This window comes from Streptomyces sp. NBC_01237, assembly GCF_035917275.1.
In the GTDB taxonomy this organism is placed as follows: Bacteria; Actinomycetota; Actinomycetes; order Streptomycetales; family Streptomycetaceae; genus Streptomyces.
On sequence record NZ_CP108508.1, the window covers coordinates 2,343,416 to 2,365,669 of the forward strand.

Annotated in this window: 19 protein-coding genes; 14 read left to right on the plus strand and 5 right to left on the minus strand. The window is 71.7% G+C overall.

The features are described 5' to 3' along the window. Nucleotides 1-22: 22 nt before the first annotated feature. Nucleotides 23-817, minus strand: a complete 795-nt coding sequence (locus tag OG251_RS10445; protein WP_442818416.1) for an endo alpha-1,4 polygalactosaminidase — start codon at nucleotides 815-817, stop codon at nucleotides 23-25. A gap of 372 nt (nucleotides 818-1,189) precedes the next feature. On the opposite strand from OG251_RS10445, the gene OG251_RS10450 reads away from it, so the two are divergent. The 7 genes from OG251_RS10450 to OG251_RS10480 all read left to right on the plus strand — a co-directional run bounded on the left by OG251_RS10450 (nucleotide 1,190) and on the right by OG251_RS10480 (nucleotide 11,702). Then, nucleotides 1,190-2,731: a leucyl aminopeptidase gene (locus OG251_RS10450; RefSeq protein ID WP_326676894.1), complete on the plus strand. Its 1,542-nt coding sequence runs from the start codon at nucleotides 1,190-1,192 to the stop codon at nucleotides 2,729-2,731. Between the two features lie 326 nt (nucleotides 2,732-3,057). Further along, complete coding sequence (gene lpdA / locus OG251_RS10455; protein ID WP_326676895.1) at nucleotides 3,058-4,446, plus strand: dihydrolipoyl dehydrogenase; 1,389 nt, start codon at nucleotides 3,058-3,060, stop codon at nucleotides 4,444-4,446. Nucleotides 4,447-4,507: 61 nt separating this feature from the next. Next, a complete protein-coding gene (sucB, locus tag OG251_RS10460; protein ID WP_326676896.1) occupies nucleotides 4,508-6,337 on the plus strand; it encodes a 2-oxoglutarate dehydrogenase, E2 component, dihydrolipoamide succinyltransferase in 1,830 nt (609 codons plus the stop codon). A gap of 145 nt (nucleotides 6,338-6,482) precedes the next feature. Continuing rightward, a complete protein-coding gene (locus OG251_RS10465) occupies nucleotides 6,483-7,106 on the plus strand; it encodes a GntR family transcriptional regulator (RefSeq protein ID WP_326676897.1) in 624 nt (207 codons plus the stop codon). 256 nt (nucleotides 7,107-7,362) lie between these two features. After that, nucleotides 7,363-10,032 (plus strand): pyruvate dehydrogenase (acetyl-transferring), homodimeric type, encoded by a 2,670-nt coding sequence (gene aceE / locus OG251_RS10470; RefSeq protein WP_326676898.1) that lies wholly within the window; start codon nucleotides 7,363-7,365, stop codon nucleotides 10,030-10,032. Nucleotides 10,033-10,143: 111 nt separating this feature from the next. Then, a complete protein-coding gene (locus OG251_RS10475) occupies nucleotides 10,144-11,118 on the plus strand; it encodes a helix-turn-helix transcriptional regulator (protein WP_326676899.1) in 975 nt (324 codons plus the stop codon). 62 nt (nucleotides 11,119-11,180) lie between these two features. Then, nucleotides 11,181-11,702: a DUF4240 domain-containing protein gene (locus tag OG251_RS10480; RefSeq protein WP_326681212.1), complete on the plus strand. Its 522-nt coding sequence runs from the start codon at nucleotides 11,181-11,183 to the stop codon at nucleotides 11,700-11,702. A gap of 80 nt (nucleotides 11,703-11,782) precedes the next feature. Here OG251_RS10480 and OG251_RS10485 read toward each other — a convergent pair whose 3' ends face one another. Beyond that, on the minus strand, nucleotides 11,783-12,553 hold the full coding sequence (locus tag OG251_RS10485) for an SDR family NAD(P)-dependent oxidoreductase (protein ID WP_326676900.1): 771 nt from the start codon (nucleotides 12,551-12,553) through the stop codon (nucleotides 11,783-11,785). Between the two features lie 192 nt (nucleotides 12,554-12,745). On the opposite strand from OG251_RS10485, the gene OG251_RS10490 reads away from it, so the two are divergent. After that, complete coding sequence (locus tag OG251_RS10490; protein WP_326676901.1) at nucleotides 12,746-13,375, plus strand: TetR/AcrR family transcriptional regulator; 630 nt, start codon at nucleotides 12,746-12,748, stop codon at nucleotides 13,373-13,375. On the opposite strand, the gene OG251_RS10495 is transcribed toward OG251_RS10490, so the two are convergent. After that, complete coding sequence (locus OG251_RS10495; RefSeq protein WP_326676902.1) at nucleotides 13,365-13,907, minus strand: GNAT family N-acetyltransferase; 543 nt, start codon at nucleotides 13,905-13,907, stop codon at nucleotides 13,365-13,367. The two genes, OG251_RS10490 and OG251_RS10495, sit on opposite strands and share 11 nt — an antisense overlap. Before the next feature lie 54 nt (nucleotides 13,908-13,961). On the opposite strand from OG251_RS10495, the gene OG251_RS10500 reads away from it, so the two are divergent. After that, nucleotides 13,962-14,861, plus strand: a complete 900-nt coding sequence (locus tag OG251_RS10500) for a TIGR01777 family oxidoreductase (protein WP_326676903.1) — start codon at nucleotides 13,962-13,964, stop codon at nucleotides 14,859-14,861. A 178-nt stretch (nucleotides 14,862-15,039) separates the two neighbouring features. Next, nucleotides 15,040-16,395 (plus strand): NAD(P)/FAD-dependent oxidoreductase, encoded by a 1,356-nt coding sequence (locus OG251_RS10505; protein ID WP_326676904.1) that lies wholly within the window; start codon nucleotides 15,040-15,042, stop codon nucleotides 16,393-16,395. Between the two features lie 179 nt (nucleotides 16,396-16,574). On the opposite strand, the gene OG251_RS10510 is transcribed toward OG251_RS10505, so the two are convergent. Then, nucleotides 16,575-18,224, minus strand: coding sequence for a regulator (locus OG251_RS10510; RefSeq protein ID WP_326676905.1), 1,650 nt, complete (start codon nucleotides 18,222-18,224; stop codon nucleotides 16,575-16,577). A 266-nt stretch (nucleotides 18,225-18,490) separates the two neighbouring features. Here OG251_RS10510 and lipB point away from each other — a divergent pair, with 266 nt between their 5' ends. From lipB to OG251_RS10530, 4 genes are all read left to right on the plus strand, one after another. Further along, nucleotides 18,491-19,300 (plus strand): lipoyl(octanoyl) transferase LipB, encoded by an 810-nt coding sequence (gene lipB / locus OG251_RS10515; protein ID WP_326676906.1) that lies wholly within the window; start codon nucleotides 18,491-18,493, stop codon nucleotides 19,298-19,300. Nucleotides 19,301-19,423: 123 nt separating this feature from the next. After that, nucleotides 19,424-20,401, plus strand: a complete 978-nt coding sequence (lipA, locus tag OG251_RS10520) for a lipoyl synthase (protein WP_326676907.1) — start codon at nucleotides 19,424-19,426, stop codon at nucleotides 20,399-20,401. A 269-nt stretch (nucleotides 20,402-20,670) separates the two neighbouring features. Next, nucleotides 20,671-20,871, plus strand: a complete 201-nt coding sequence (locus OG251_RS10525) for an SCO2195 family GlnR-regulated protein (protein ID WP_266807794.1) — start codon at nucleotides 20,671-20,673, stop codon at nucleotides 20,869-20,871. Nucleotides 20,872-20,890: 19 nt separating this feature from the next. After that, nucleotides 20,891-21,598, plus strand: coding sequence for a DUF4191 domain-containing protein (locus tag OG251_RS10530; protein ID WP_326676908.1), 708 nt, complete (start codon nucleotides 20,891-20,893; stop codon nucleotides 21,596-21,598). 129 nt (nucleotides 21,599-21,727) lie between these two features. On the opposite strand, the gene OG251_RS10535 is transcribed toward OG251_RS10530, so the two are convergent. Further along, the gene (locus OG251_RS10535) at nucleotides 21,728-22,135 is read right to left on the minus strand and encodes an RDD family protein (protein ID WP_326681213.1); all 408 of its coding nucleotides are present in this window, start codon (nucleotides 22,133-22,135) and stop codon (nucleotides 21,728-21,730) included. Between the last annotated feature and the right edge of the window lie 119 nt (nucleotides 22,136-22,254).

Sequence of the window (22,254 nt, forward strand, 5' to 3'; positions counted from 1 at the left end):
GGGTCCTGCTCGCGCTCCCGCCTCAGCACGCCTTCCGCCAGACCCCCAGTTCGTACTTCTTGAGCAGCGAGCTCAGCCCCAGCCGCCGGGAGTCGGCGCAGAAGCGTGCCACCGGCAGCTCGTACTCGACATGGAAGACGGCCTTGTCCGCCTCGATGAACGGGCTGAGTTCGGCGCATTCGCCGTACTGGGCGCACTGTTCGTTGACCGCGAAGTCGAAGTCCGCCACCAGCTGCGGGATCTGGTCCAGGTCGTTCTTCAGGCCCACGGCGAGCCCGTGGCGGTGGGCGACGCGGGCGATCAGCCGGTTGTAGCGCAGCTGGTCGTCGGCGGTGAGCGGGAAACCGGTGCGGTTGCGGTAGCCGTCCATGTTGTCCGGCTCGACGGCGTCGTAGCCCTTCTTCGCGCACATGGCGATCCGGGCCTCCATCAGCGGCTCCAGGACGTCGACGGCGCGGATGTCGAGCCAGCGCTCGCCCTCCCAGCCGTTGCCACGGCCGAGCACGGACGCCGGGAACTTCCCGGCGTCCGGGCGGAAGTCCTCCCAGGCGCCGGTGGAGAGGTAGCAGATGACCTTGCGGCCCCTGTCGTGCAGATCGGCCACCGCGGCGGCATCGTGGTCGAAGCCGTCGATGTCGTACACCGGGACGTCGACCGTGGGGTCGAGCCGGCCGGAGAGCTGCCACTGCCAGTCCAGGCCCGGTTCGGGGCGCCAGCGGGAGCCGGCGTGCGGCCCGGAGGAATCGGCGTGCGGCTGTCCGGGGTCGGATTCCGGCCGCCCCGAGGCGCAGCCGGACAACAGGACCAACAGAATCAGTACGGTGACGGGGACCGGCGACCATCGCCCCGTACCGACCGTCGCACCGCCGCCTCGCACCGCTCCCCCGCTCCCCGCTCCTTGCCCGTCCGGCGTTCCACCGGGAGCAACGACCCTACTGCCGGACCGGATCTCCCCGGGACCCAGCCCGTCCGAAGGGGCCCCGCACGACCGGGCGGCACCGGGAACGGACCGCCCGTGACCGGCAGCAGGACCGCCCCCGCGCCGGGAACGGCCCGCCGCCGTGATCCAACAGGAAAGGCGCGCGTAGGCTCATTCCCGGCACATTGCGGCGGCGTCTACGATGCGCCGGGCACGGTCGGCCCACCCCTCGACCGACTCAGAACTCAACGGAAGCGAGATTTCACCACCGTGACTGCTCTCACTCTCAGCACTGCCGGCGCGGCGACGCTGCGCGCCGACGCACTCGTCGTCGGCGTCGCGAAGGGCGCCAAGGGCCCGGTCCTCGCACCGGGCGCCGAGGCCGTGGACAAGGCGTTCGACGGAAAGCTCGCCACCGTCCTGGAGACCCTGGGTGCCGCAGGTGCCGAGGGCGAAGTGACCAAGCTCCCCGCGCCGTCCGGCCTCAAGGCCCCGGTCGTCATCGCGGTCGGGCTCGGTCCGGTCCCGGACAAGGACGACGCGTACGACAGCGAGGCGCTGCGCCGGGCCGCGGGCAACGCCGCCCGCGCGCTGGCCGGTGCGAAGAAGGCCGGCTTCGCTCTGCCCGCCGGGTCCGTCGAGGACACCGAGGCCGTCGCCGAGGGCGCGCTGCTCGGCGCGTACGCCTTCACCGCCTACCAGGGCGGCGAGGACAAGATCGCTCCCAAGGGCAAGAAGGGCAACGGCCCCAAGCAGCCGCTCGCCGAGGTCGCCCTGCTCGGTGCCAAGCCGCGCGACAAGGCGTTCAAGGCCGCGGCCGAGCGCGCCGTCGCCGTCGCCGAGGAGATCAACCGCGCCCGCGACCTGATCAACACCCCGCCGAACGACCTGTACCCCGAGTCCTTCGCCGCCGTGGCCACCGCCGCCGGCAAGGAGCACGGCATCAAGGTGCAGGTCCTCGACGAGAAGGCGCTCGTCAAGGGCGGCTTCGGCGGTCTGCTGGGTGTCGGCCAGGGCTCGACCCACGCCCCGCGCCTGGTGAAGCTCGCCTACACGCACCCGAAGGCGGAGAAGACCCTGGCCCTCGTGGGCAAGGGCATCACCTACGACTCGGGCGGCATCTCGCTGAAGCCGGCCGGCCACAACGAGACGATGAAGTGCGACATGAGCGGCGCCGCCGCCGTGTTCGCCGCCGTCGTCGCGGCCTCCCGCCTCGGCCTCCAGGTCAACGTCACCGGCTGGCTGGCGCTCGCCGAGAACATGCCCTCCGGCAACGCCACCCGCCCGGGTGACGTGCTGCGCATGTACAGCGGCAAGACCGTCGAGGTCCTGAACACCGACGCCGAGGGCCGTCTCGTCCTCGCCGACGCGCTGACCCGCGCCTCGGAGGAGAAGCCGGACGCGATCGTCGACGTGGCGACCCTGACCGGTGCGATGGTGCTGGCGCTCGGCAACCGCACGTTCGGCATCATGGCGAACGACGACGCCTTCCGCACCTCCATCCACGAGATCGCCGAGGAGGTCGGCGAGGCTTCCTGGCCGATGCCGCTCCCCGCCGACCTGCGCAAGGGCATGGACTCCCCGACCGCCGACATCGCCAACATGGGCGAGCGGATGGGCGGCGGCCTGGTGGCCGGTCTGTTCCTCCAGGAGTTCGTGGGCGAGGGCATCGCCTGGGCGCACCTGGACATCGCGGGCCCGGCCTTCCACGAGGGCGCGCCGTACGGCTACACGCCCAAGGGCGGCACCGGCTCCTCGGTCCGCACCCTGGTGAAGCTGGCGGAGCGCACCGCCGCCGGAGACCTCGGCTGAGATCGCTGACGATGTACGGCCCCGGGCATATGTCCGGGGCCGTATGTGTTCCTTTGTCGACATCGTCGCGCGGTTGCGGCGGGTTTCGCTCTCAACGAAATCCGTACGTCTCTACGCAGCGGTAACCGTCCGGGACGGACGATCATCCGTCTCAGACACGGGCCCCGCGTCCCGCCCACCGTCAACAAGTGCGAAGATGGGTTCTCGGCAGGACAGGGCCCCCACCACAGGGCCGAATAACAAAAGCGGCCGAACACCAGCCGACCGGCCGGTCACACCCCAGCGACGGGGCCCGGCGTACGGCGCACATGCATGGAGGACGTGACGTGGCGAACGACGCCAGCACCGTTTTCGACCTAGTGATCCTCGGCGGTGGCAGCGGCGGTTATGCCGCGGCCCTGCGCGGAGCTCAGCTGGGCCTGGACGTCGCCCTGATCGAGAAGGGCAAGGTCGGCGGTACCTGCCTGCACAACGGCTGCATTCCCACGAAGGCGCTGCTGCACGCCGGCGAGATCGCCGACCAGGCTCGCGAAGCCGGCCAGTTCGGCGTCAAGGCGACCTTCGAGGGCATCGACATCGAGGCCGTCCACAAGTACAAGGACGAAGTGATCACGGGCCTGTACAAGGGTCTGCAGGGTCTCATCGCCTCGCGGAAGGTCCACTACATCGAGGGTGAGGGCCGGCTCTCGTCCGCCACCTCGGTCGACGTGAACGGCCAGCGCGTCGAGGGCCGCCACGTGCTGCTCGCGACCGGCTCCGTGCCGAAGTCGCTGCCGGGCCTGGAGATCGACGGCAACCGGATCATCTCCTCGGACCACGCGCTGAAGCTGGACCGCGTACCGAAGTCCGCGATCGTGCTGGGCGGCGGCGTGATCGGCGTCGAGTTCGCCTCGGCGTGGAAGTCCTTCGGCACCGACATCACCATCGTCGAGGGCCTCAAGCACCTCGTCCCGGTCGAGGACGAGAACAGCTCGAAGCTTCTTGAGCGCGCGTTCCGCAAGCGCGGCATCAAGTTCAACCTCGGTACGTTCTTCGACAAGGCCGAGTACACGCAGGACGGCGTCCGCGTGACCCTCGCCGACGGCAAGACCTTCGAGGCGGAGCTGCTCCTGGTCGCCATCGGCCGCGGCCCGGTCTCGCAGGGCCTGGGCTACGAGGAGGCCGGTGTCGCGATGGACCGCGGCTACGTCCTCGTCGACGAGTACATGCAGACCAACGTCCCCACCGTCTCGGCCGTGGGCGACCTGGCCCCGACCCTCCAGCTCGCCCACGTCGGCTTCGCCGAGGGCATCCTGGTGGCGGAGCGGCTGGCCGGTCTCAAGACCGTCCCGATCGACTACGACGGTGTGCCGAAGGTGACGTACTGCCACCCCGAGGTCGCCTCCGTCGGGATCACCGAGGCCAAGGCCAAGGAGATCTACGGCGCGGACAAGGTCGTCGCCCTCAAGTACAACCTCGCGGGCAACGGCAAGAGCAAGATCCTGAAGACCGCGGGCGAGATCAAGCTCGTCCAGGTCAAGGACGGTGCCGTGGTCGGCGTCCACATGGTCGGTGACCGTATGGGCGAGCAGGTCGGCGAAGCTCAGCTGATCTACAACTGGGAGGCGCTGCCCGCCGAGGTCGCGCAGCTCATCCACGCCCACCCGACCCAGAACGAGGCCATGGGCGAGGCCCACCTGGCTCTGGCCGGCAAGCCTCTCCACTCCCACGACTGATCCTCAGTCCCGGGCGCGACGACCGACCACTTCCGCATTTTCGTAAGGAGCAACTGAAACCATGTCGGTTTCCGTAACCCTTCCGGCGCTCGGCGAGAGCGTCACCGAGGGCACTGTCACCCGCTGGCTGAAGGCCGAGGGCGAGCGCGTCGAGGCCGACGAGCCGCTGCTCGAGGTCTCGACCGACAAGGTCGACACCGAGATCCCGGCCCCCGCGTCCGGCATCCTGGCCTCCATCAAGGTCGCCGAGGACGAGACCGTCGAGGTCGGCGCCGAGCTGGCCGTCATCGACGACGGCACCGGAGCCCCGGCCCCGGCCGCCGCTCCGGCCGCCGAGGCACCCGCGGCCCCCGCACCCGCCGCCGAGGCTCCGGCCCCGGTCGCCGAGGCGCCCGCCGCTCCGGCCCCCGCGGCCGAGGCTCCGGCCGCCGCCCCGGCCGGTGGCGCCGCCGGTACCGATGTCACCCTCCCCGCGCTCGGCGAGAGCGTCACCGAGGGCACCGTCACCCGCTGGCTGAAGGAGGTCGGCGAGGAGGTCACGGAGGACGAGCCCCTCCTGGAGGTCTCCACGGACAAGGTCGACACCGAGATCCCCGCCCCGGTTTCCGGTGTGCTGCTGGAGATCGTGGTCGCCGAGGACGAGACCGCCGAGGTCGGCGCCAAGCTCGCCGTCATCGGTGCCGCCGGTGCGGCTCCGGCCGCAGCCCCGGCACCGGCCGCCCCGGCACCCGCCGAGGCCCCGGCCCCGGCTGCCGCTCCGGCTCCGGCTGCACAGGCACCCGCTCCGGCTGCCCCGGCGCCCGCTGCCCCGGCACCCGCTCCGGCTGCCCCGGCACCGGCTCCGGCCCCGGTGGCTCCCGCCGCCCCGGTGGCTCCCGCCGCCCCTGCCGCCGCTCCGGCCCCTGCCGCCGCCCCGGCCGCCGTCACCCCGGCTCCGGCCGCGCCCTCCGGTGACGACGGCGCGTACGTCACGCCGCTGGTCCGCAAGCTCGCCGCCGAGAACGGTGTCGACCTCGGTGCCGTCAAGGGCACCGGCGTCGGTGGCCGTATCCGCAAGCAGGACGTCGTCGCCGCCGCGGAGGCCGCCAAGGCCGCCGCTGCCGCCCCGGCTCCGGCCGCGGCTCAGGCCCCGGCCGCCGCGAAGGCGCCCAAGCTCGAGGTGTCCCCGCTGCGCGGTCAGACGGTCAAGATGACCCGCATGCGCAAGGTCATCGGCGACAACATGATGAAGGCGCTGCACTCGCAGGCCCAGCTGACCTCGGTCGTCGAGGTCGACATCACCAAGCTGATGAAGCTGCGCAACCAGGCGAAGGCGTCCTTCGCCGCCCGTGAGGGCGTCAAGCTGTCCCCGATGCCGTTCTTCGTGAAGGCGGCGGCCCAGGCGCTGAAGGCCCACCCGGTCGTCAACGCCCGGATCAACGAGGACGAGGGCACCATCACGTACTTCGACTCGGAGAACATCGGCATCGCCGTGGACGCCGAGAAGGGTCTGATGACCCCGGTCATCAAGGGTGCGGGCGACCTGAACATCGCCGGTATCTCGAAGAAGACCGCCGAGCTGGCCGGCAAGGCCCGCGGTGGCGGCCTGACCCCGGACGACATGTCCGGTGCCACCTTCACGATCAGCAACACCGGTTCGCGCGGTGCGCTGTTCGACACCGTCATCGTGCCCCCGAACCAGGCAGCCATCCTGGGCATCGGTGCCACGGTCCGCCGTCCGGTGGTCATCGACCACCCGGACCTCGGCGAGACGATCGCGGTGCGCGACATGACGTACCTGGCCCTCTCCTACGACCACCGTCTGGTGGACGGCGCGGATGCCGCCCGTTACCTGACCACGGTCAAGGCGATCCTGGAAGCCGGTGAGTTCGAGGTCGAGCTCGGCCTCTGAACCACGCGCTTGTAACCAGCCTCACCAGCGGCGCCCCCGTCCGGGACACTTCCGGACGGGGGCGCCGCCGTATTGTCTAGACACCACCGGTCACCCTGCCGCCGTGATGGTGGAGGCAGCACCGGTTTGCCAGAAGGAGCACCTCATGACCCCGCCCGTCGTCCACTCGCTGCGCGAGCAGATCCGCGAGCACATCGTGGACGGGATCGTCAGCGGGCGCTGGAAGCCGGGCGAGCGGATCGTGGAGCGGCGCATCGCCACCGAGCTGGAGGTCAGCCAGACGCCCGTACGCGAGGCACTGCGCGAGCTGGAGACGCTGCGGCTGATCGAGTCGGCGCCCAACAAGGGCGTCCGGGTCCGCAATCTCACCGCGGCCGACCTGGAGGAGAGCTACCCCGTACGGGCCGGTCTGGAGCAGATCGCGGCGGAGCTGGCGGCCGGGGTGCTGGCCGATGACTGCTCGGCGCTGACGCCGCATGTGGCGGCCCTGTACGAGGCCGACCGGCTGGCCGACGGAGAGGCCCAGGTGCGGCACACCGTGGCGTTCCACCGGGAGATGGTGCGGGCCGCCGGGAACGCCGTCCTGCTGCACACCTGGGAGGGGCTGGGCATCGAGGTGTTCACGGCCCTGTCGATCCGCTGGCTGGGCACGGTGCAGAAGTCGTACGCGGAGGAGCACGAGGCGCTCATCGACGCCTTCCTCCGGCAGGACCCGCAGATCGGCGTGCTGGTCAAGGCACATGTCCTGGGCTGCGCGCCGCGCGCCTGAGCCTTCGATCATCTGCGGCGGGGAGCGCTCGACTGTGCGGCCGACCGTCCCTTATGTGCGCTTTGATCCGTCACTCCGTGCCCCGATTCGCGGCACCGCATGCCACTTTTCTTCAGATCGAGAAGTTTTGCCTTCAATCCTTTGATCGATCATCGATCAGCGACTTACAGTTCACTCCGCGGGCCCACCGGCCCCATCGCCCTGTCCTGCCAGCCAGGGCCTTCTCCACCCCCCTCCTCTCCGGAAGGCGGCGATCATGACCGACCCCGTAGGAAAGCTTCCGAGCGAGCTCGACCAGCTCCCGGACCGCGACCCCGAGGAGACCGCCGAATGGGCGGCCTCCCTGGATGCCGTCACCAAGGCCGCGGGCCCGCACCGCGCCGCGTACCTGATGCGGCGTTCGCTCCAGCATGCCGAGGGCGCCGGTCTCGCGCTGCCCAAGCTGCTGGAGACCGATTACGTCAACTCCATCCCGACCGCCGCCGAGCCCGCGTTCGACGGCGACCTGGAGCTGGAGTCCAGGATCACCGCCTGGAACCGCTGGAACGCGGCCGCGATGGTCACCCGTGGCTCCCGGCTCGGCGTCGGCGGCCACATCGCCACCTTCGCCTCGGCAGCCTGGCTGTACGAGACGGGCTTCAACCACTTCTTCCGCGGCAAGGAGGGGGACGGCTCCGGCGACCAGCTCTACATCCAGGGCCACGCCTCCCCCGGCATCTACGCCCGCGCCTTCCTCGACGGCCGGCTCAGCGAGCAGCAGCTGGACAACTTCCGCCAGGAGGCGGGCGGCGAGGGTCTGCCGTCCTACCCGCACCCGCGGCGGCTGCCCTGGCTGTGGGAGTTCCCCACCGTGTCGATGGGCCTCGGCCCGCTCTCGGCCATCTACCAGGCGCGCTTCAACCGCTATCTGACCAACCGCAGCATCAAGGACACGTCGAACTCGCACGTCTGGGCCTTCCTCGGCGACGGCGAGATGGACGAGCCCGAGTCGACCGCCGCCCTCGCCCTCGCGGCCCGTGAGCAGCTCGACAACCTGACCTTCGTCATCAACTGCAACCTGCAGCGCCTCGACGGCCCGGTCCGCGCCAACTTCCGCGTGGTCCAGGAGCTGGAGGGCGCCTTCCGCGGGGCCGGCTGGAACGTCATCAAGACGCTCTGGGGCAGTGCCTGGGACGAGCTGTTCCAGCTGGACACCACCGGGGCGCTGGTCCGCCGGCTCCGGGCGGTCCCGGACGCGCAGTTCCAGACGTACGCCACCCGCGACATCGCGTACATCCGTGAGCACTTCTTCGGCGCCGAGCCCGCGCTCGTCGAGCTGGCGAAACTGCTCCCCGACGCGAAGATCGCCGAGTGTTTCTACACCTCCCGCGGTGGCCACGAGGCCCGCAAGGTGTACGCGGCGTACCGCGCGGCCGTCGAGCACAAGGGCGCGCCGACCGTGATCCTCGCCCAGACGGTGAAGGGCCACACGCTCGGCAAGGGCTTCGAGTCCAAGAACGCCAACCACCAGATGAAGAAGCTGTCGATCGACGAGTTCAAGAGCATGCGCGAGCTGCTCGGACTCCCGATCCCGGACAGCGCCTTCGAGGACGGGCTGGTGCCGTACGGCCACCCGGGCGTCGACTCTCCCGAGGTGCGTTACCTCCAGGAGCGCCGTGCCGCCCTCGGCGGCCCCGCCCCGGCCCGCCGGGTGCACGCCGCGGCCCTGCCGCAGCCGGAGGAGCGCGCGTTCAAGGCGCTGTACAAGGGTTCCGGCAAGCAGGAGATGGCCACCACCATGGCGTTCGTGCGCCTGGTCAAGGAGCTGATGCGGGACAAGGAGACCGGCAGGCGCTGGGTGCCGATCGTCCCGGACGAGGCCCGTACCTTCGGTATGGAGTCGCTGTTCCCGTCGGCCGGTATCTACTCCCCGCTGGGCCAGACGTACGACCCGGTCGACCGCGACCAGCTGATGTACTACAAGGAAGCCAAGGACGGCCAGATCCTCAACGAGGGGATCACCGAGGCCGGGTCCATGGCCGACTTCATCGCCGCCTCCACGTCGTACGCGACGCACGGCGAGACGATGATCCCCTTCTACATCTTCTACTCGATGTTCGGCTGGCAGCGGACCGGCGACCAGATGTGGCAGCTCGCCGACCAGCTCGGCAAGGGCTTCATCGTCGGCGCCACGGCGGGCCGTACGACGCTCACGGGTGAGGGTCTCCAGCACGCGGACGGCCACTCGCACCTGATAGCGGCCACGAACCCGGCCTCGCTCAACTACGACCCGGCGTTCGCGTACGAGATCGCGGTGATCGTCAAGGACGGTCTGCGCCGGATGTACGGCCCCGAGGCCGAGAACGTCTTCTACTACCTGACGGTCTACAACGAGCCGAAGCCCCAGCCCGCGATGCCGGAAGGCGTCGAGGAGGGCATCGTCAAGGGCCTGTACCGCTTCAAGGAGGGCACGCCCGCGAAGGCGGACGCGCCGCGCCTGCAGCTGCTGGCCTCCGGTACGGCGATCCACTGGGCCCTGCGGGCCCAGGAGCTGCTGGCCGCCGACTGGGGCGTCACGGCCGATGTCTGGTCCGCCACCTCGTGGGGCGAGCTGCGCCGCGACGCGCTGGATGCCGACGAGGCGCTGCTCCGCGGCGAGCAACGGGTGCCGTACGTGACCCAGGCGCTGTCCGGTGCGCCGGGCCCGGTGCTCGCGGTCAGCGACTGGATGCGTCAGGTCCCGGACCAGATCAGCCAGTGGGTGGACCAGGACTGGTCCTCGCTCGGCACGGACGGCTTCGGCCTCTCCGACACCCGTGACGCGGCCCGCCGCCACTTCGGCGTCGACGCCGAGTCGATCACGGTCGCGGCCCTGGCCCAGCTGGCCCGGCGTGGCGAGGTCCCCGCGTCCGTGGTCAAGGAGGCCCGGGAGCGGTACGCGCTCTGATCCCCCGATGGCCCCCGGACCGCCGGGCGGGTGTGCTGGTCACGCCCGCCCGGCGGTCCGGGGGCTTCGTCGTCCGCGCCCGCGCCGTGGCCGTGCGGCGACAATGGGCCCATGCGTGCTGCCCGCCTGATCAGAATGGTGCTGCTCCTCCAGTCCCGTCCCACCATGACCGCCGCCGAACTGGCCAGGGAGCTGGAGGTCTCGGAGCGGACCGTCACCCGTGACGCCCAGGCGCTCTCCGAGGCGGGTGTCCCGGTGTACGCGGACCGGGGCCGGGCCGGCGGCTACCGGCTCATCGGCGGCTACCGCACCCGTCTCACCGGCCTCGCCCGTAACGAGGCCGAGGCCCTCTTCCTCTCCGGGCTCCCCTCCGCGCTGCGCGAGATGGGCCTGGACGACGCCGCGTCCGCCGCCCGGCTGAAGGTGTCGGCGGCCCTGCTGCCCTCGCTGCGGGACGCCTCCGACTCGGCCGCCCAGCGCTTCCATCTGGACGCCCCGCGCTGGTACCACGAACCCGCCTCCCCCGAGCTGCTGCCCGCCGTGGCCGAGGCCGTCTGGGACGACCGCCTCGTCCGGGCCCGCTATCGCAGGGGCGGCCGGGACGGGACGGAGGTGGAGCGGGAACTGGCTCCGTACGGCCTCGTCCTCAAGGCGGGGGTCTGGTATCTGTGCGCCCGGGCGGGGGACGACCTCCGGGTGTACCGGATCGACCGTTTCACCGGGGTGGACCTGACGGACGGGCACTTCGAGCGGGACGAGGGGTTCGACCTCCCCGGCTTCTGGGACGAGCGGTCGGCCCAGTTCGCCCGGTCCCTGCTGCGCACGGAGGTGACCGTACGGGTGTCGCGGGCCGGTGCCGGGCAACTGGCGCACACGGGCGACCGGGCCGCCGCGGAAGAGGCGCTGGCCGCCGCCGGGCCCCCTGACACGGACGGGTGGCGCACGGTGACCCTGCCGGTCGAGTCGCTCGACGTGGCGTACGGCCAGCTGCTGGCGCTGGGACCCGAGTTGGAGGTCCTGGAGCCGCCCGGCCTGCGCGACCGCTTCGCGGAGGCCACCGAACGCCTGCGCGACCTCTATCGCTGAAAGGCTGCATTTCGGTGTCTCCGCGTGCATCGCCCGCCGCCAGGCACGATGCTGGACCCGTGATGGACGAGACGGAATTCTGGGAGATCATCGACAGCACCCGCGAGGCCGCCGAGGGCGACCCCGAGGACCACGCCGACCTGCTCGTCGAACGGCTGGTGCAGCTCGATCCCGATTCCGTGCTGGACTTCGCCAGGCACTTCGAGGCCCGCTACAACCGCGCGTACCGCTGGGATCTGTGGGGCGCCGCCTCGGTGCTCCTCGGCGGGGCGAGCGACGACGCGTTCGACTACTTCCGCTGCTGGCTGATCGGCCAGGGCCGGGAGGTCTTCGAGGGGGCCGTGCACGATCCGGACAGCCTCGCCGAACTCCTCGACGACTTCGACGAGGATCTCGACGGGGACGCCGAGGACCTGGGCTACGCCGCGGACGAGGCGTACGAACAGCTCACCGGAGTGGTCGCCCCGGACCTGGGACTTCCGCCCCAGGCCACGGATCCCGAGGGCACCCCGGTGGACTTCGAGGACGAGGCGGCCCTGGCGGCACGCTTCCCGATGCTGTGGGACCGCTTCGGCGCCGCCTGAGCCGCCTGCCGCATCCGGCCGGGACTTCTTAACCTCTGGCCTCTGGCCTCTGGCCTCTGGCCTCTGAAGGGAGTTTCTTCTCAGAAGTGGGTTCCGCCGTCGATACGGATCTCCGTACCGGTGATGAACGCCCCGTCCTCGGAACCGAGCATCGCGACGACGCCCGCCACGGTGTCCGGGCTGGCGAATCCCTCTCCGAGGGCCGGGGAGAGCTTCATGAAGAGCGACATGTCCGCGTCGGCGGGCAGCCCCGGGCCGTTGCCGCTCGTCATGTCGGAGGAGATCGAGCCCGGCGCGACGGCGACGAACCGCACCCCCTGCTTGCTGTACTCGCTCGCCAGGGCGTGGGTCATCGACTGGATGCCGCCCTTGCTCGCGGCGTAGGCCGCCATGTACGGGTGCGCGAAGCTCGCCGAGGTGGACGAGAAGTTCACGACGACCGGCCCGTCGCCCGCCAGCAGGGCCGGTATCGCCTCGCGGACCATCAGGAACGTGCCGGTGAGGTTGACCGCGATGATCCTGTTGAAGAACTCCAGCGTGGTCTTGTGCGTGTGCTCGGAGCGCAGGATGCCGGCCGCGTTCACCAGGACGTCGAGACCGCCGAGCGTGTCGACCGCCGAGGCCACACCGGCGCGTACCGCCGCCTCGTCGGAGATGTCCAGGGTCATGGTGGTGAGGCGGTCCGCGGTGCCGTCTGCCACGGCCGTGTCGTACGTGCCCTGGAGTCCCGTCTCGCTGACGTCGGCGGCGGCGACGCGGCCGCCCTCGGCCAGGATGCGGTGGACGGTGGCCCGGCCGATGCCCGAGCCGCCGCCGGTGATGAGGGCGCGACGGCCTTCGTAGCGGTTCATGTGATGTCTCCCGATTCCGGATCGATCCGTCGGTGGGTCCCCGCCGGATGCTCCGATGAACGTCCCGGTGGATATCCGGGTGGATATCCCGATGCGTGTCCACCGTACGTCTAGGTGGCACGTTTTGCCACAACGGCATTTCGCGCATCTTTGTTCCGTCCGCACGGTTGCCGCCGGGGTAATCTGCTGGGAATGAGTCCTCAGCAGCCGTCCCTCACCGAACGCCGCAAGGCCGCGACCCAGCTGGACATCGCACGGGCGGCCGCGGCGCTCTTCACCGAGCGCGGGCCCGACGGCACCACGGCCGAGGACATCGCCCACCGGGCGGGCGTGGCGCTGCGCACCTTCTACCGGTACTTCCGCTCCAAGCAGGACGCGGTGGGGCCGCTGCTGTCCGGTGGCGGAGAGCGCTGGCGGGCTCTGCTCGAAGCGGCGGAGCCCGGTTCCCCGTTCGCCGAGGTCCTGGAGCGCGCCGTCACCGACGCGCTGGCCGCGCCGGACGCGTCGGCCGTCGAGCAGCTCACCTGGACACGCGGCCTGCTCCGGGCGGCCGACGGCGATCCGGCGCTGCGAGCCGTCTGGTACCGGGTCAATCAGGATTCCGAGGAGCGGCTGCTTCCGGTGCTGGCCCGGCTGGCGGGCCGGGGCGCGGACCCGCTGGAGGTACGGCTCGCCGCCGCGGCCGCCACGGCCGCGGTACGGGTGGCGCTCGAAGCGTGGGCCCGGACCGACGCACCGGCGACCGGCCCCGGCTCGCCCGCCGCGCTCGCGGTGCGCTGCCTGCATGAACTCATGGGCGGAACACGGCTGTTCAAGGGGTGAGCGAGCGCCCCATCAGGATGTCGTCGACGTAGCGACCGTTCAGGAAGAACTCCCCGCTCAGCACGCCCTCCACGACGAAGCCCTCCGACGCGTACAGGGCGCGGGCGGGGGCGTTGTGCCCGAGCACGCGCAGCGTGATCCGGTTGGCGCCCTGGCGCCGCGCCTCGGCGAACGCGGCCCGCAGCAGGGCCCGTGCGACGCCGTTGCCGCGTGCCCAGTCGGCGACGGCGAGGCCCTGTATCTGCCGTACGTGCGCGTTGCAGACCAGCGGGGTCGGCGGAACGAGCCGGATGTACCCGGCGATACGAAGCCCCTCGGAATCGTCCGCCGCCCCCGGCTCCGCCCCCGCCTTCGCCTCCGCCACGAGAAAGTCCTCGGGCCGGTGCCGCTCGTCGTAGAAGGAGTCGTACGGCGGCTGCGCCCGCGGCTGCACGGCGTGCAGCGTCGACCAGGTGGCCCGGTCGAGCTCCCCCAGCTCGTCGTTGTCGGCGAGCAGGGCGTGACGGACGGGGAGGAGGGAGAGCGAGGCCATGCCATCACTGTGCCACGCAGCGATTTCGTGGGACTCATGGGGCAGGATGGGGCCATGCTGCGCTCCCGTATCGCCGTCAGCGGATCGACCGGACTCATCGGAGCGGCGCTGGTGCGCTCGCTGCGGGCCGACGGGCACGAGGTGGCCCGCCTGGTGCGGCGGCGGGCCGCCGCCGGCGACGAGGTGGAGTGGGATCCCCACCGGGGCTACGTCGATGTGGCGGGCCTGGTCGGCTGCGACGCCGTGGTCCACCTCGCCGGTGCCGGGGTCGGCGACCACCGCTGGACCGAGGCGTACAAGCGCGAGATCCGCGACAGCCGGGTGCTGGGAACGGCCGCGATCGCCGAGGCCGTGGCCTCGCTCGACACTCCGCCCGAGATCCTGCTGTCCGGGTCCGCCATCGGCTTCTACGGCGACACCGGGGACCGCGCGGTGGACGAGAGCGCGCCGCCCGGCGACGGTTTCCTGCCGTCCGTGTGCGAGGAGTGGGAGGCGGCCACCGCCGCCGCCGAGGAGGCGGGCGTACGGACGGTGCACGCGCGCACCGGACTGGTGGTCGCCCGCCGGGGCGGGGCCTGGGGCAGGCTCTTCCCGCTGTTCAAGGCCGGGCTGGGCGGGCGGATGGGCAACGGCCGCCAGTACTGGAGCTTCATCGCGCTGCACGACCATGTCGCGGCCCTGCGCCACATCCTCGATACCCGCACACTGTCCGGACCGCTGAACCTGACCGGGCCCGACCCCGTCACCAACGCCGAGGTGACCGCCGCGATGGGCCGGGTACTGCGCCGTCCGACCCTCTTCACCGCCCCCGCGCCCGCGCTGCGCCTCGCGCTGGGGGACTTCGCACAGGACGTGCTGGGCAGCCAGCGCGTCCTGCCGGGGCGGCTCCTGGACTCGGGATTCACCTTCGCCTTCCCCGGAATCGACGCCGCCATCCGCGCGGCTCTGCGCTGACGGTCTCCCACCGGCGGGAAGGCCGCGACGACGTGTGCGACCCCGTGCACCCGTTGCCGGCCGCGCGCGACTGTACCTGTATCGGCCATCCTCCTACCCTCGACCCGAACTCCGGCATTCCGGGGGCCTGTTGGGGGCAAGAGCCCCCCACCAGTCGCGCCGACTCGGGGAGGGTCCTGTGCTCAGCACGGCACATCACGCGGACGTGGTCATCATCGGGGCCGGGATAGCCGGCCTGTCAGCTGCCCATCAACTGACCAGCGCGGGGGTCAGCGTCACCGTCCTGGAAGCCGCCCCCCATGTCGGCGGCCGGATGGTCACCCACGAAGTGGACGGGTTCCGGCTCGACCACATCGGTCCCCTGCTCAGCACCGCACTTCCGGAGTTGCGGCTCACCCCCGGACTCGACGCACTGGTGCTGCGGGAGTTCTCGCCCGGAGTCCTCGTCCACAGCGAGGGCCGCCGCTACCGCACCGGCGACATCAGGAGCACGAGGGGCGCACTCCGGGCCGTGCGCATCCGGTCGAGCGCCTCCCGTGCACCGCACGGCGTGCACCGCGGTGACTCACGGGGCGGCCCCCGGGGCGGCGCGATGGCGGGGGCGATCGACCGGGCCAGGCTGGGCGGAGCGCTGTCCCGGCTCGCCACCGTCCCGGCGGGCCGGCTCCTGACCCGGCCGGAGAGGACCGCGCTGGCCGCCCTGCCAGCGTACGGTCTCCCCGCCCGTACGGTCGACGGGTTTCTGCGCCCCCTGCTCTCGGCACTGCTCAGCGATCCGTCGCTCACCACGTCGAGCCGGTGCGCCGACCTCGCCCTGCGCAGTTACGCGCAGGGCGGGCTCTGCGTACCCGAGGGCGGCTCGGCGGCGCTCCCGGAACTGCTGGCGGCCGCCCTGCCGCCGGGCACCGTACGGACGGGAGTCCATGTCACCGCCGCCGACATCACCTCGGTGCGCACCGAGGAACACGGTGAACTGGGCTGCCGCTCCCTGCTGCTGGCCACCGGGGCGGGTGCCGCCGTCGAACTGCTGCCGGGACTGCGGACGCCGTCCTTCCATCCGGTGACGGTCCTTCACCACACGGCGCCCGCTCCCCCGCCGACGGGCCGCTCGCTGCTGCTGGACGCCGACCGTTCGGGGCCGGTCGCGTACACCGCCGTGATGAGCGAGGTCGACCCCTCGCGAGCTCCCCGGGGCCGGACGCTGATCAGCTCGACGGTGCTCGGCACCCCGCCGCCGGACCTCGACCGCTCGGTGCGCACCCATCTCGCGGCGCTGTACGGCACCCCGACGGACGACTGGGAGCTGCTGGCCACCCATCACGACCCGGAGGCGGTCCCGGCCATGGCGCCCCCGCACGACATGCGCCGCCCGGTACGGCTGCTCGCCGGGCTGTACGTGTGCGGCGACCACCGCGACACGAGCACGGTCCAGGGCGCGCTGTACTCGGGGCGCCGCGCGGCTTCGGCGATCCTCGCCGACCTGGGCATACGGAGGGAGTACGGGGCCGGGGCCACGCTGCCCGAGGCGGCGTAGGCCCGGCCACGCGCACAGGCCGGCTTCCGACAGTGCTCTGCGAGCCCCGCTCACCGAGCGGCCCGGCCCCGCGCACAGGTCGGCCGGGGTTCAGCTCACCGTGCCCGCCCTCGCGGCTCCGGGCGCCCGCGACTGCCACCGGCTCCTCGCCGCCCGGTGGCACGCCGCTCCCGGCCGGGTCAGCCGAGGGTGGCGACCCGGTCGCGGTATCCCCGTACCGCGGCCGCGTCCCGGTACGGCTCCAGACGGCGCTCGAACTCCCGGACGTACTCCGTCGCGCGGGCCGAGCGCATCTCGGACGCCTGCTGGGCCGCCTCGGCACCCAGCAGGCATGCCTGGTCCAGTTCACCGAGCCCGAGGCGCGCGGTGGCGAGCACCACGCGGCAGAACAGCCTGCTGCGGGCGTACGCGGGGGCGCGCAGCTGGAGCGAGCGCTCCGCGTGCTGGGCCGCGGCCCGGTACTGCTGGAGATCCCGGTGGCAGTGCCCGAACTCGTCGGCGAGCTGGGCCTCGTCGAAGAACCGGGCCCAGTGCGGCAGCTCGTCACCGGGGCGCGAGGACTCCAGGGCGCGCTCGGCGCGGGCCAGCGCGGCGACGCACGCCCGCGCCTCACCGAGCACCCCGTGGCCGCGCGCCTCCACCGAGTGGAGCAGTGCCTGGGCGACGGGCGGGGCCGAGGAGCCGATGCCCTGCTGGGCGACGCGCGCGAGCTGGACGGCCTCCCGCCCGTGCCCGAGGTAGACCGCCTGCCGGCTCATGGTGATCAGCACATAGGCGCCGTAGCCCCGGTCACCGGCCGCCTGCGCGAGCCGCAGGGCCTGGACGAAGTAGCGCTGGGCGAGGCCGTGCGCGGTGATGTCGTACGAGGTCCAGCCCGCCAGCCGGGTCAGGTCGGCGGCGGCCGAGAACAGCCTGCGGCCGGTGGTCTCGTCGTAGCTCCCCCGGAGCATCGGCTCGGCCTCGTGCTCCAGGTACCGCACGAGTGCCTGCCGGGCATGACCGCCGCCGTAGGCGTTGTCGAGGGTGCGGAAGAGCTCGCCGACCGAGCGGAGGGCGGCGACGTCCCCGTTGCCGACCCGCTGTCCCGGTTCGCGGTCGGTGGAGCGCTGCCGGGGCACGACGGGCGGCATCGGAACGGGCGGCATCGGAGGTGCGGGAGGGCGCACATAGCCGGGGCCCGTCGTAGCGCCGCCGCGGCTGCGCTGCCCGCCCACGACGGTGGAGCGGTGGAGCGATGCGCCCGGCGCGGCCGCGCCCATCGGGCCGGAGGATCCGCCGGCTCCCCCGGCCCCGGCCGTCCTGCGGGGTGCTCCAGGCGGCGCCGGGGCCGGAGCCGCCGCACCGGGCACGGGCGCGCCCTGATCCGGCGACTCGTCGTTCCCCACCCACTCGTCGGCCCGCCCGATCAGCCAGTCCCGGCTGGGCACGACCAGGCCGGCCGGGGTGAAGGCGATCTTGCGCAGCTCCGCGTGGCTGCCCGAATCCTTGCGCCAGAGACCGCTGACGATGTCGACCGCCTCGGCCGGGGTGGCCGCGAACTCCAGTCCCGCGTAGACGGGCGCACACGCGTCGAGGCCCAGATCCTGCGCGGAGAGCCGGCGCCCCAGCCGCCGGGTGAAGACCTCGGCGATCAGCGCGGGCGTGGTTCCCCGCGGCTGCTGGCCCCGCAGCCAACGGGTCACCGAGGTCTTGTCGTACCGCAGGTCGAGGCCGTGTTCGAGGCCGAGTTGATCGACCCGGCGGGCCAGGCCGGCGTGGGAGAAACCGGCTTCCGCGATGAGTGAGGCGAGTCGGCGGTTGGGGGTGCGCTGCGGGGGTCGTTCCGACATCAGCTGTACGGTCTCCTGCCTTCGGGGCCCGGCGGGCAGCCCTTATGGAACGGCGCGAATTTAGCGGCCTCCTGGGCAATGACAGCCGCATTTGCTCCACATTCATCCGATCGTGTGAGGATTGCGGGCAGAGCTGACGGGAACAACCTGCCGGATCGCCCGTTCCGGAGCGGCCGTACAGTGGCTCGGGGCGCGATCAGTGCAGGGTGAACGTGACTCCGGGGACACCCCCCGGCTCCCGGCACCACGACTAGGAAGGCATCCCCGTGAGTGAGCTGCGGTTCGTCCGTCTGGGGTTCGGCGAGGAAGCGGTCGAGTACCAGGCGGCCTGGCAGAAGCAGCGCGAGGTGCACGCGGCCCGGTTCGAGGACACGGTCCCCGACACCTGCCTGCTCCTTGAGCACCCGCCCGTCTACACGGCGGGGCGGCGCACCGCCGACAGCGAGCGCCCGCTGGACGGCACTCCGGTGGTCGACGTGGACCGCGGCGGCAAGATCACCTGGCACGGCCCGGGGCAGCTCGTGGGCTACCCCATCCAGAAACTGCCGCGCCCGGTCGACGTCGTCGCGCATGTCCGCCGTCTGGAGGACGCGCTGATCCGCACGGCCGCCGACTTCGGCCTGGAGACCTCCCGGATCGAGGGCCGCAGCGGCGTCTGGGTGCTGGGCGACCCGGTCGAGGAGCGCCGGGCGGCCGGTGGGCTCTCGCTCGACTTCGACCCGAGGCTCCAGGACGAGGAGTTCGACCCCCGGCTGAACGGCCCCGAGTACGCGCCCTCCAACGCGGGCCAGCGCCGCGAGGACCGCAAGCTCGCCGCGATCGGGATCCGGGTCGCCAAGGGTGTGACTATGCACGGTTTCGCCCTGAACGTGAACCCGGACAACACCTGGTTCGACCGGATCGTGCCCTGTGGCATCCGGGACGCGGGCGTCACCTCGCTCAGCGACGAGCTGGGCCGCGAGATCACCATCGCGCAGGTGCTTCCGGTCGCCGAGAAGCACCTCAGGGACGTCCTGGAGAACGCGGACCTCGCCCCCCGGGTGGTCGAGTCTGCGAGGGCCGAAGCCCGGGCGTAGGCCGTTCGGGGGAATAGGCCCCGCCGGCCACAGGTTGGCCAGGCGTAAGACCGTTTGAACTACGGGCGTACCCTGGTGTTCGCCGAAGAATCGAATGCAGTGAGAGCAAAGGGGAGTGCCGGAGTGTCCGCTGTCGCACCCGACGGGCGCAAGATGCTGCGCCTGGAGGTCCGGAACAGCCAGACCCCCATCGAGCGCAAGCCCGAGTGGATCAAAACCCGGGCGAAGATGGGCCCCGAGTACAACCAGTTGCAGAAGCTCGTGAAGAGCGAGGGGCTGCACACGGTCTGCCAGGAGGCGGGCTGTCCCAACATCTTCGAATGCTGGGAGGACCGCGAAGCCACCTTCCTCATCGGTGGCGACCAGTGCACCCGGCGCTGTGACTTCTGCCAGATCGACACGGGCAAGCCGCAGGCGCTGGACCGCGACGAGCCCCGCCGCGTCGGCGAGTCGGTCGTCACGATGGACCTGAACTACGCCACCATCACCGGCGTCGCCCGCGACGACCTGGAGGACGGCGGTGCCTGGCTGTACGCCGAGACCGTGCGCCAGATCCACGCGCTGACGGCGGAGCGGGAGGCGGGCGCGACCAAGGTCGAGCTGCTGATCCCCGACTTCAACGCGGAGCCCGAGCAGCTCGCAGAGGTCTTCTCCTCGCGCCCCGAGGTGCTCGCGCACAACGTGGAGACGGTGCCGCGGATCTTCAAGCGGATCCGCCCCGGTTTCCGTTACGAGCGTTCCCTGGAAGTCATCACGCGGGCCCGTGAGGCCGGTCTGGTGACCAAGTCCAACCTGATCCTCGGCATGGGCGAGACCCGTGAGGAAGTCAGCGAGGCGCTCCAGGACCTGTACGACGCGGGTTGCGAGCTCATCACGATCACGCAGTACCTGCGGCCGTCCGTACGGCACCACCCGGTCGAGCGCTGGGTGAAGCCGCACGAGTTCGTGGAGCTGAAGGACGAGGCCGACGCGATCGGCTACTCCGGAGTGATGTCGGGGCCGCTGGTGCGTTCCTCGTACCGCGCCGGGCGTCTTTTCCAGCAGGCGATGGAGGCGCGCGGCGCCGCCACCGCGGCCCCCGCGGCCGCACCCGCCGTGTGAATCCGCGCACAAGTCACTACTGAGCGGTAATGGTTCGTCCGACGCGGCCCGTACGCTCCCCGCAGGTCGGGGACGCGTATGGGCCGCGCCAACGTGCGCGCCGCCGGAATCAAGGTTTCATTGGTGTTTGACCGACCGGTCACGCACTGGTAACACCGAGCAGTGACCCTAGGTGGAACCGGCAGCAGCTCCCGCAGCGGCCGCCGTCACTGTTCGCCGCACGTCGCTCCGCCCCCATTCCGCGCATCCGCTCCGAGGGGAACACCACGATGCAGGCCGCGCCGGTCCGTGCCCACGCCATCCCGTCCGTCACCGATGCCCTCCGCGCCGTCGAGTCGCTGCTGCTGAGCAGCGGCCAGCGCACGGCCCGCCGCAACGCCTGGACAGCGGTCCTGGAGGACCGCCGCCGGGCCAAGGACCGGGTCGAGGCCCTGCACGTACTGGAGGCCGTGGCCGACCAGCGTTCCTAGGCCACGTAAACTTCTGTGCATGGCGAGGAAGGCAAACACTGAAGGCGCGGACAGCGCCGAGAACGCGGGGCGGCTCAAGCAGATCGCCCTGACCTACAAGATGACCAGGCGGACCGACTCCAAGATCGGTCTTGTCGTCGCGGGTGTGGGAATCGTCACCTTCGGTGTCCTCCTCGCCATCGGCTTCGTGGTCGGGCATCCGGTCTATCTGGGCATCCTGGGCTTCGTACTGGCCCTCCTCGCAATGGCGATCGTCTTCGGGCGGCGTGCCGAGCGGGCGGCCTTCGGGCAGATGGAGGGGCAGCCCGGCGCGGCGGCGGCCGTACTGGACCGGGTGGGCCGTGGCTGGACCACGACGCCCGCGGTCGCGATGAACCGCAGCCAGGACGTGGTGCACCGCGCCGTCGGCAAGGCCGGCATCGTGCTGGTGGCCGAGGGCAACCCGAACCGGGTGAAGTCACTCCTGGCGGCCGAGAAGAAGAAGATGGCCCGCATCGTGATCGACGTACCGGTGCACGACATCATCGTCGGTGACGGCGAGGGCCAGGTGCCGCTGAAGAAGGTCCGCACCAAGATGCTGAAGCTGCCCCGCGTCCTGTCCGGCCCGCAGGTGACCGCGGCCAACGACCGGCTGCGGGCGATGGGCGACCTGATGAGCAACATGCCGCTGCCGAAGGGGCCGATGCCCAAGGGCATGCGGATGCCGCGCGGCGGAAAGATGCGCTGACCGCGCCGGACGCGAGAAGGCGGCCCCGGAATCCGATCGGCTCGATCGGATTCCGGGGCCGCCTTCTCGTCTCCGTACCGCCGGCGTGCGCGTCGGCTCAGCTGGGGAACCGCCGGCGTGCGTGGTGGCTCAGCCGCGGACCTGAACGGCGCGGGCGAGCCGGTCGTGCAGTCCGCGCCCGTCGCGGTCCCAGACCAGGGCGGGGATCACCAGGAGGAGCAGGACGCTCCGCAGGATCACCCGCCCGAAGCCGAGCCGGCCACCGCCCTCGGCGACGACCCGCAGCCCGAGGATGCGCTTGCCGGGTGTGGAACCGATGGTTCCGACGGTCAGCACGCTCAGCACGAGGAAGACGCCGAGCGCCCAGTTGCCCGCCGCCTGCTGGTCACCGCGAGCGAGCAGCCCGTATGCGATCAGCATGCAGAGCGACCAGTCGATGAAGAGGGCGCCGAAACGGCGGCCGAGCGGGGCCACGGCCCCCGGTCCCTCCTCGGGCAGACCGAGCCTCTTGCCCCGGTAGCCGAAGTCGGCACCCATCTCCTCGGCGGCCGCACGCGGCCCGGAGAGCCACGATCCGATTGCTTGCCTGTTGTCCACCCGACCACGGTACTGCGCCCCCTTCCGCGACCGGCCGGGCGGGGCACCGATACACGTCG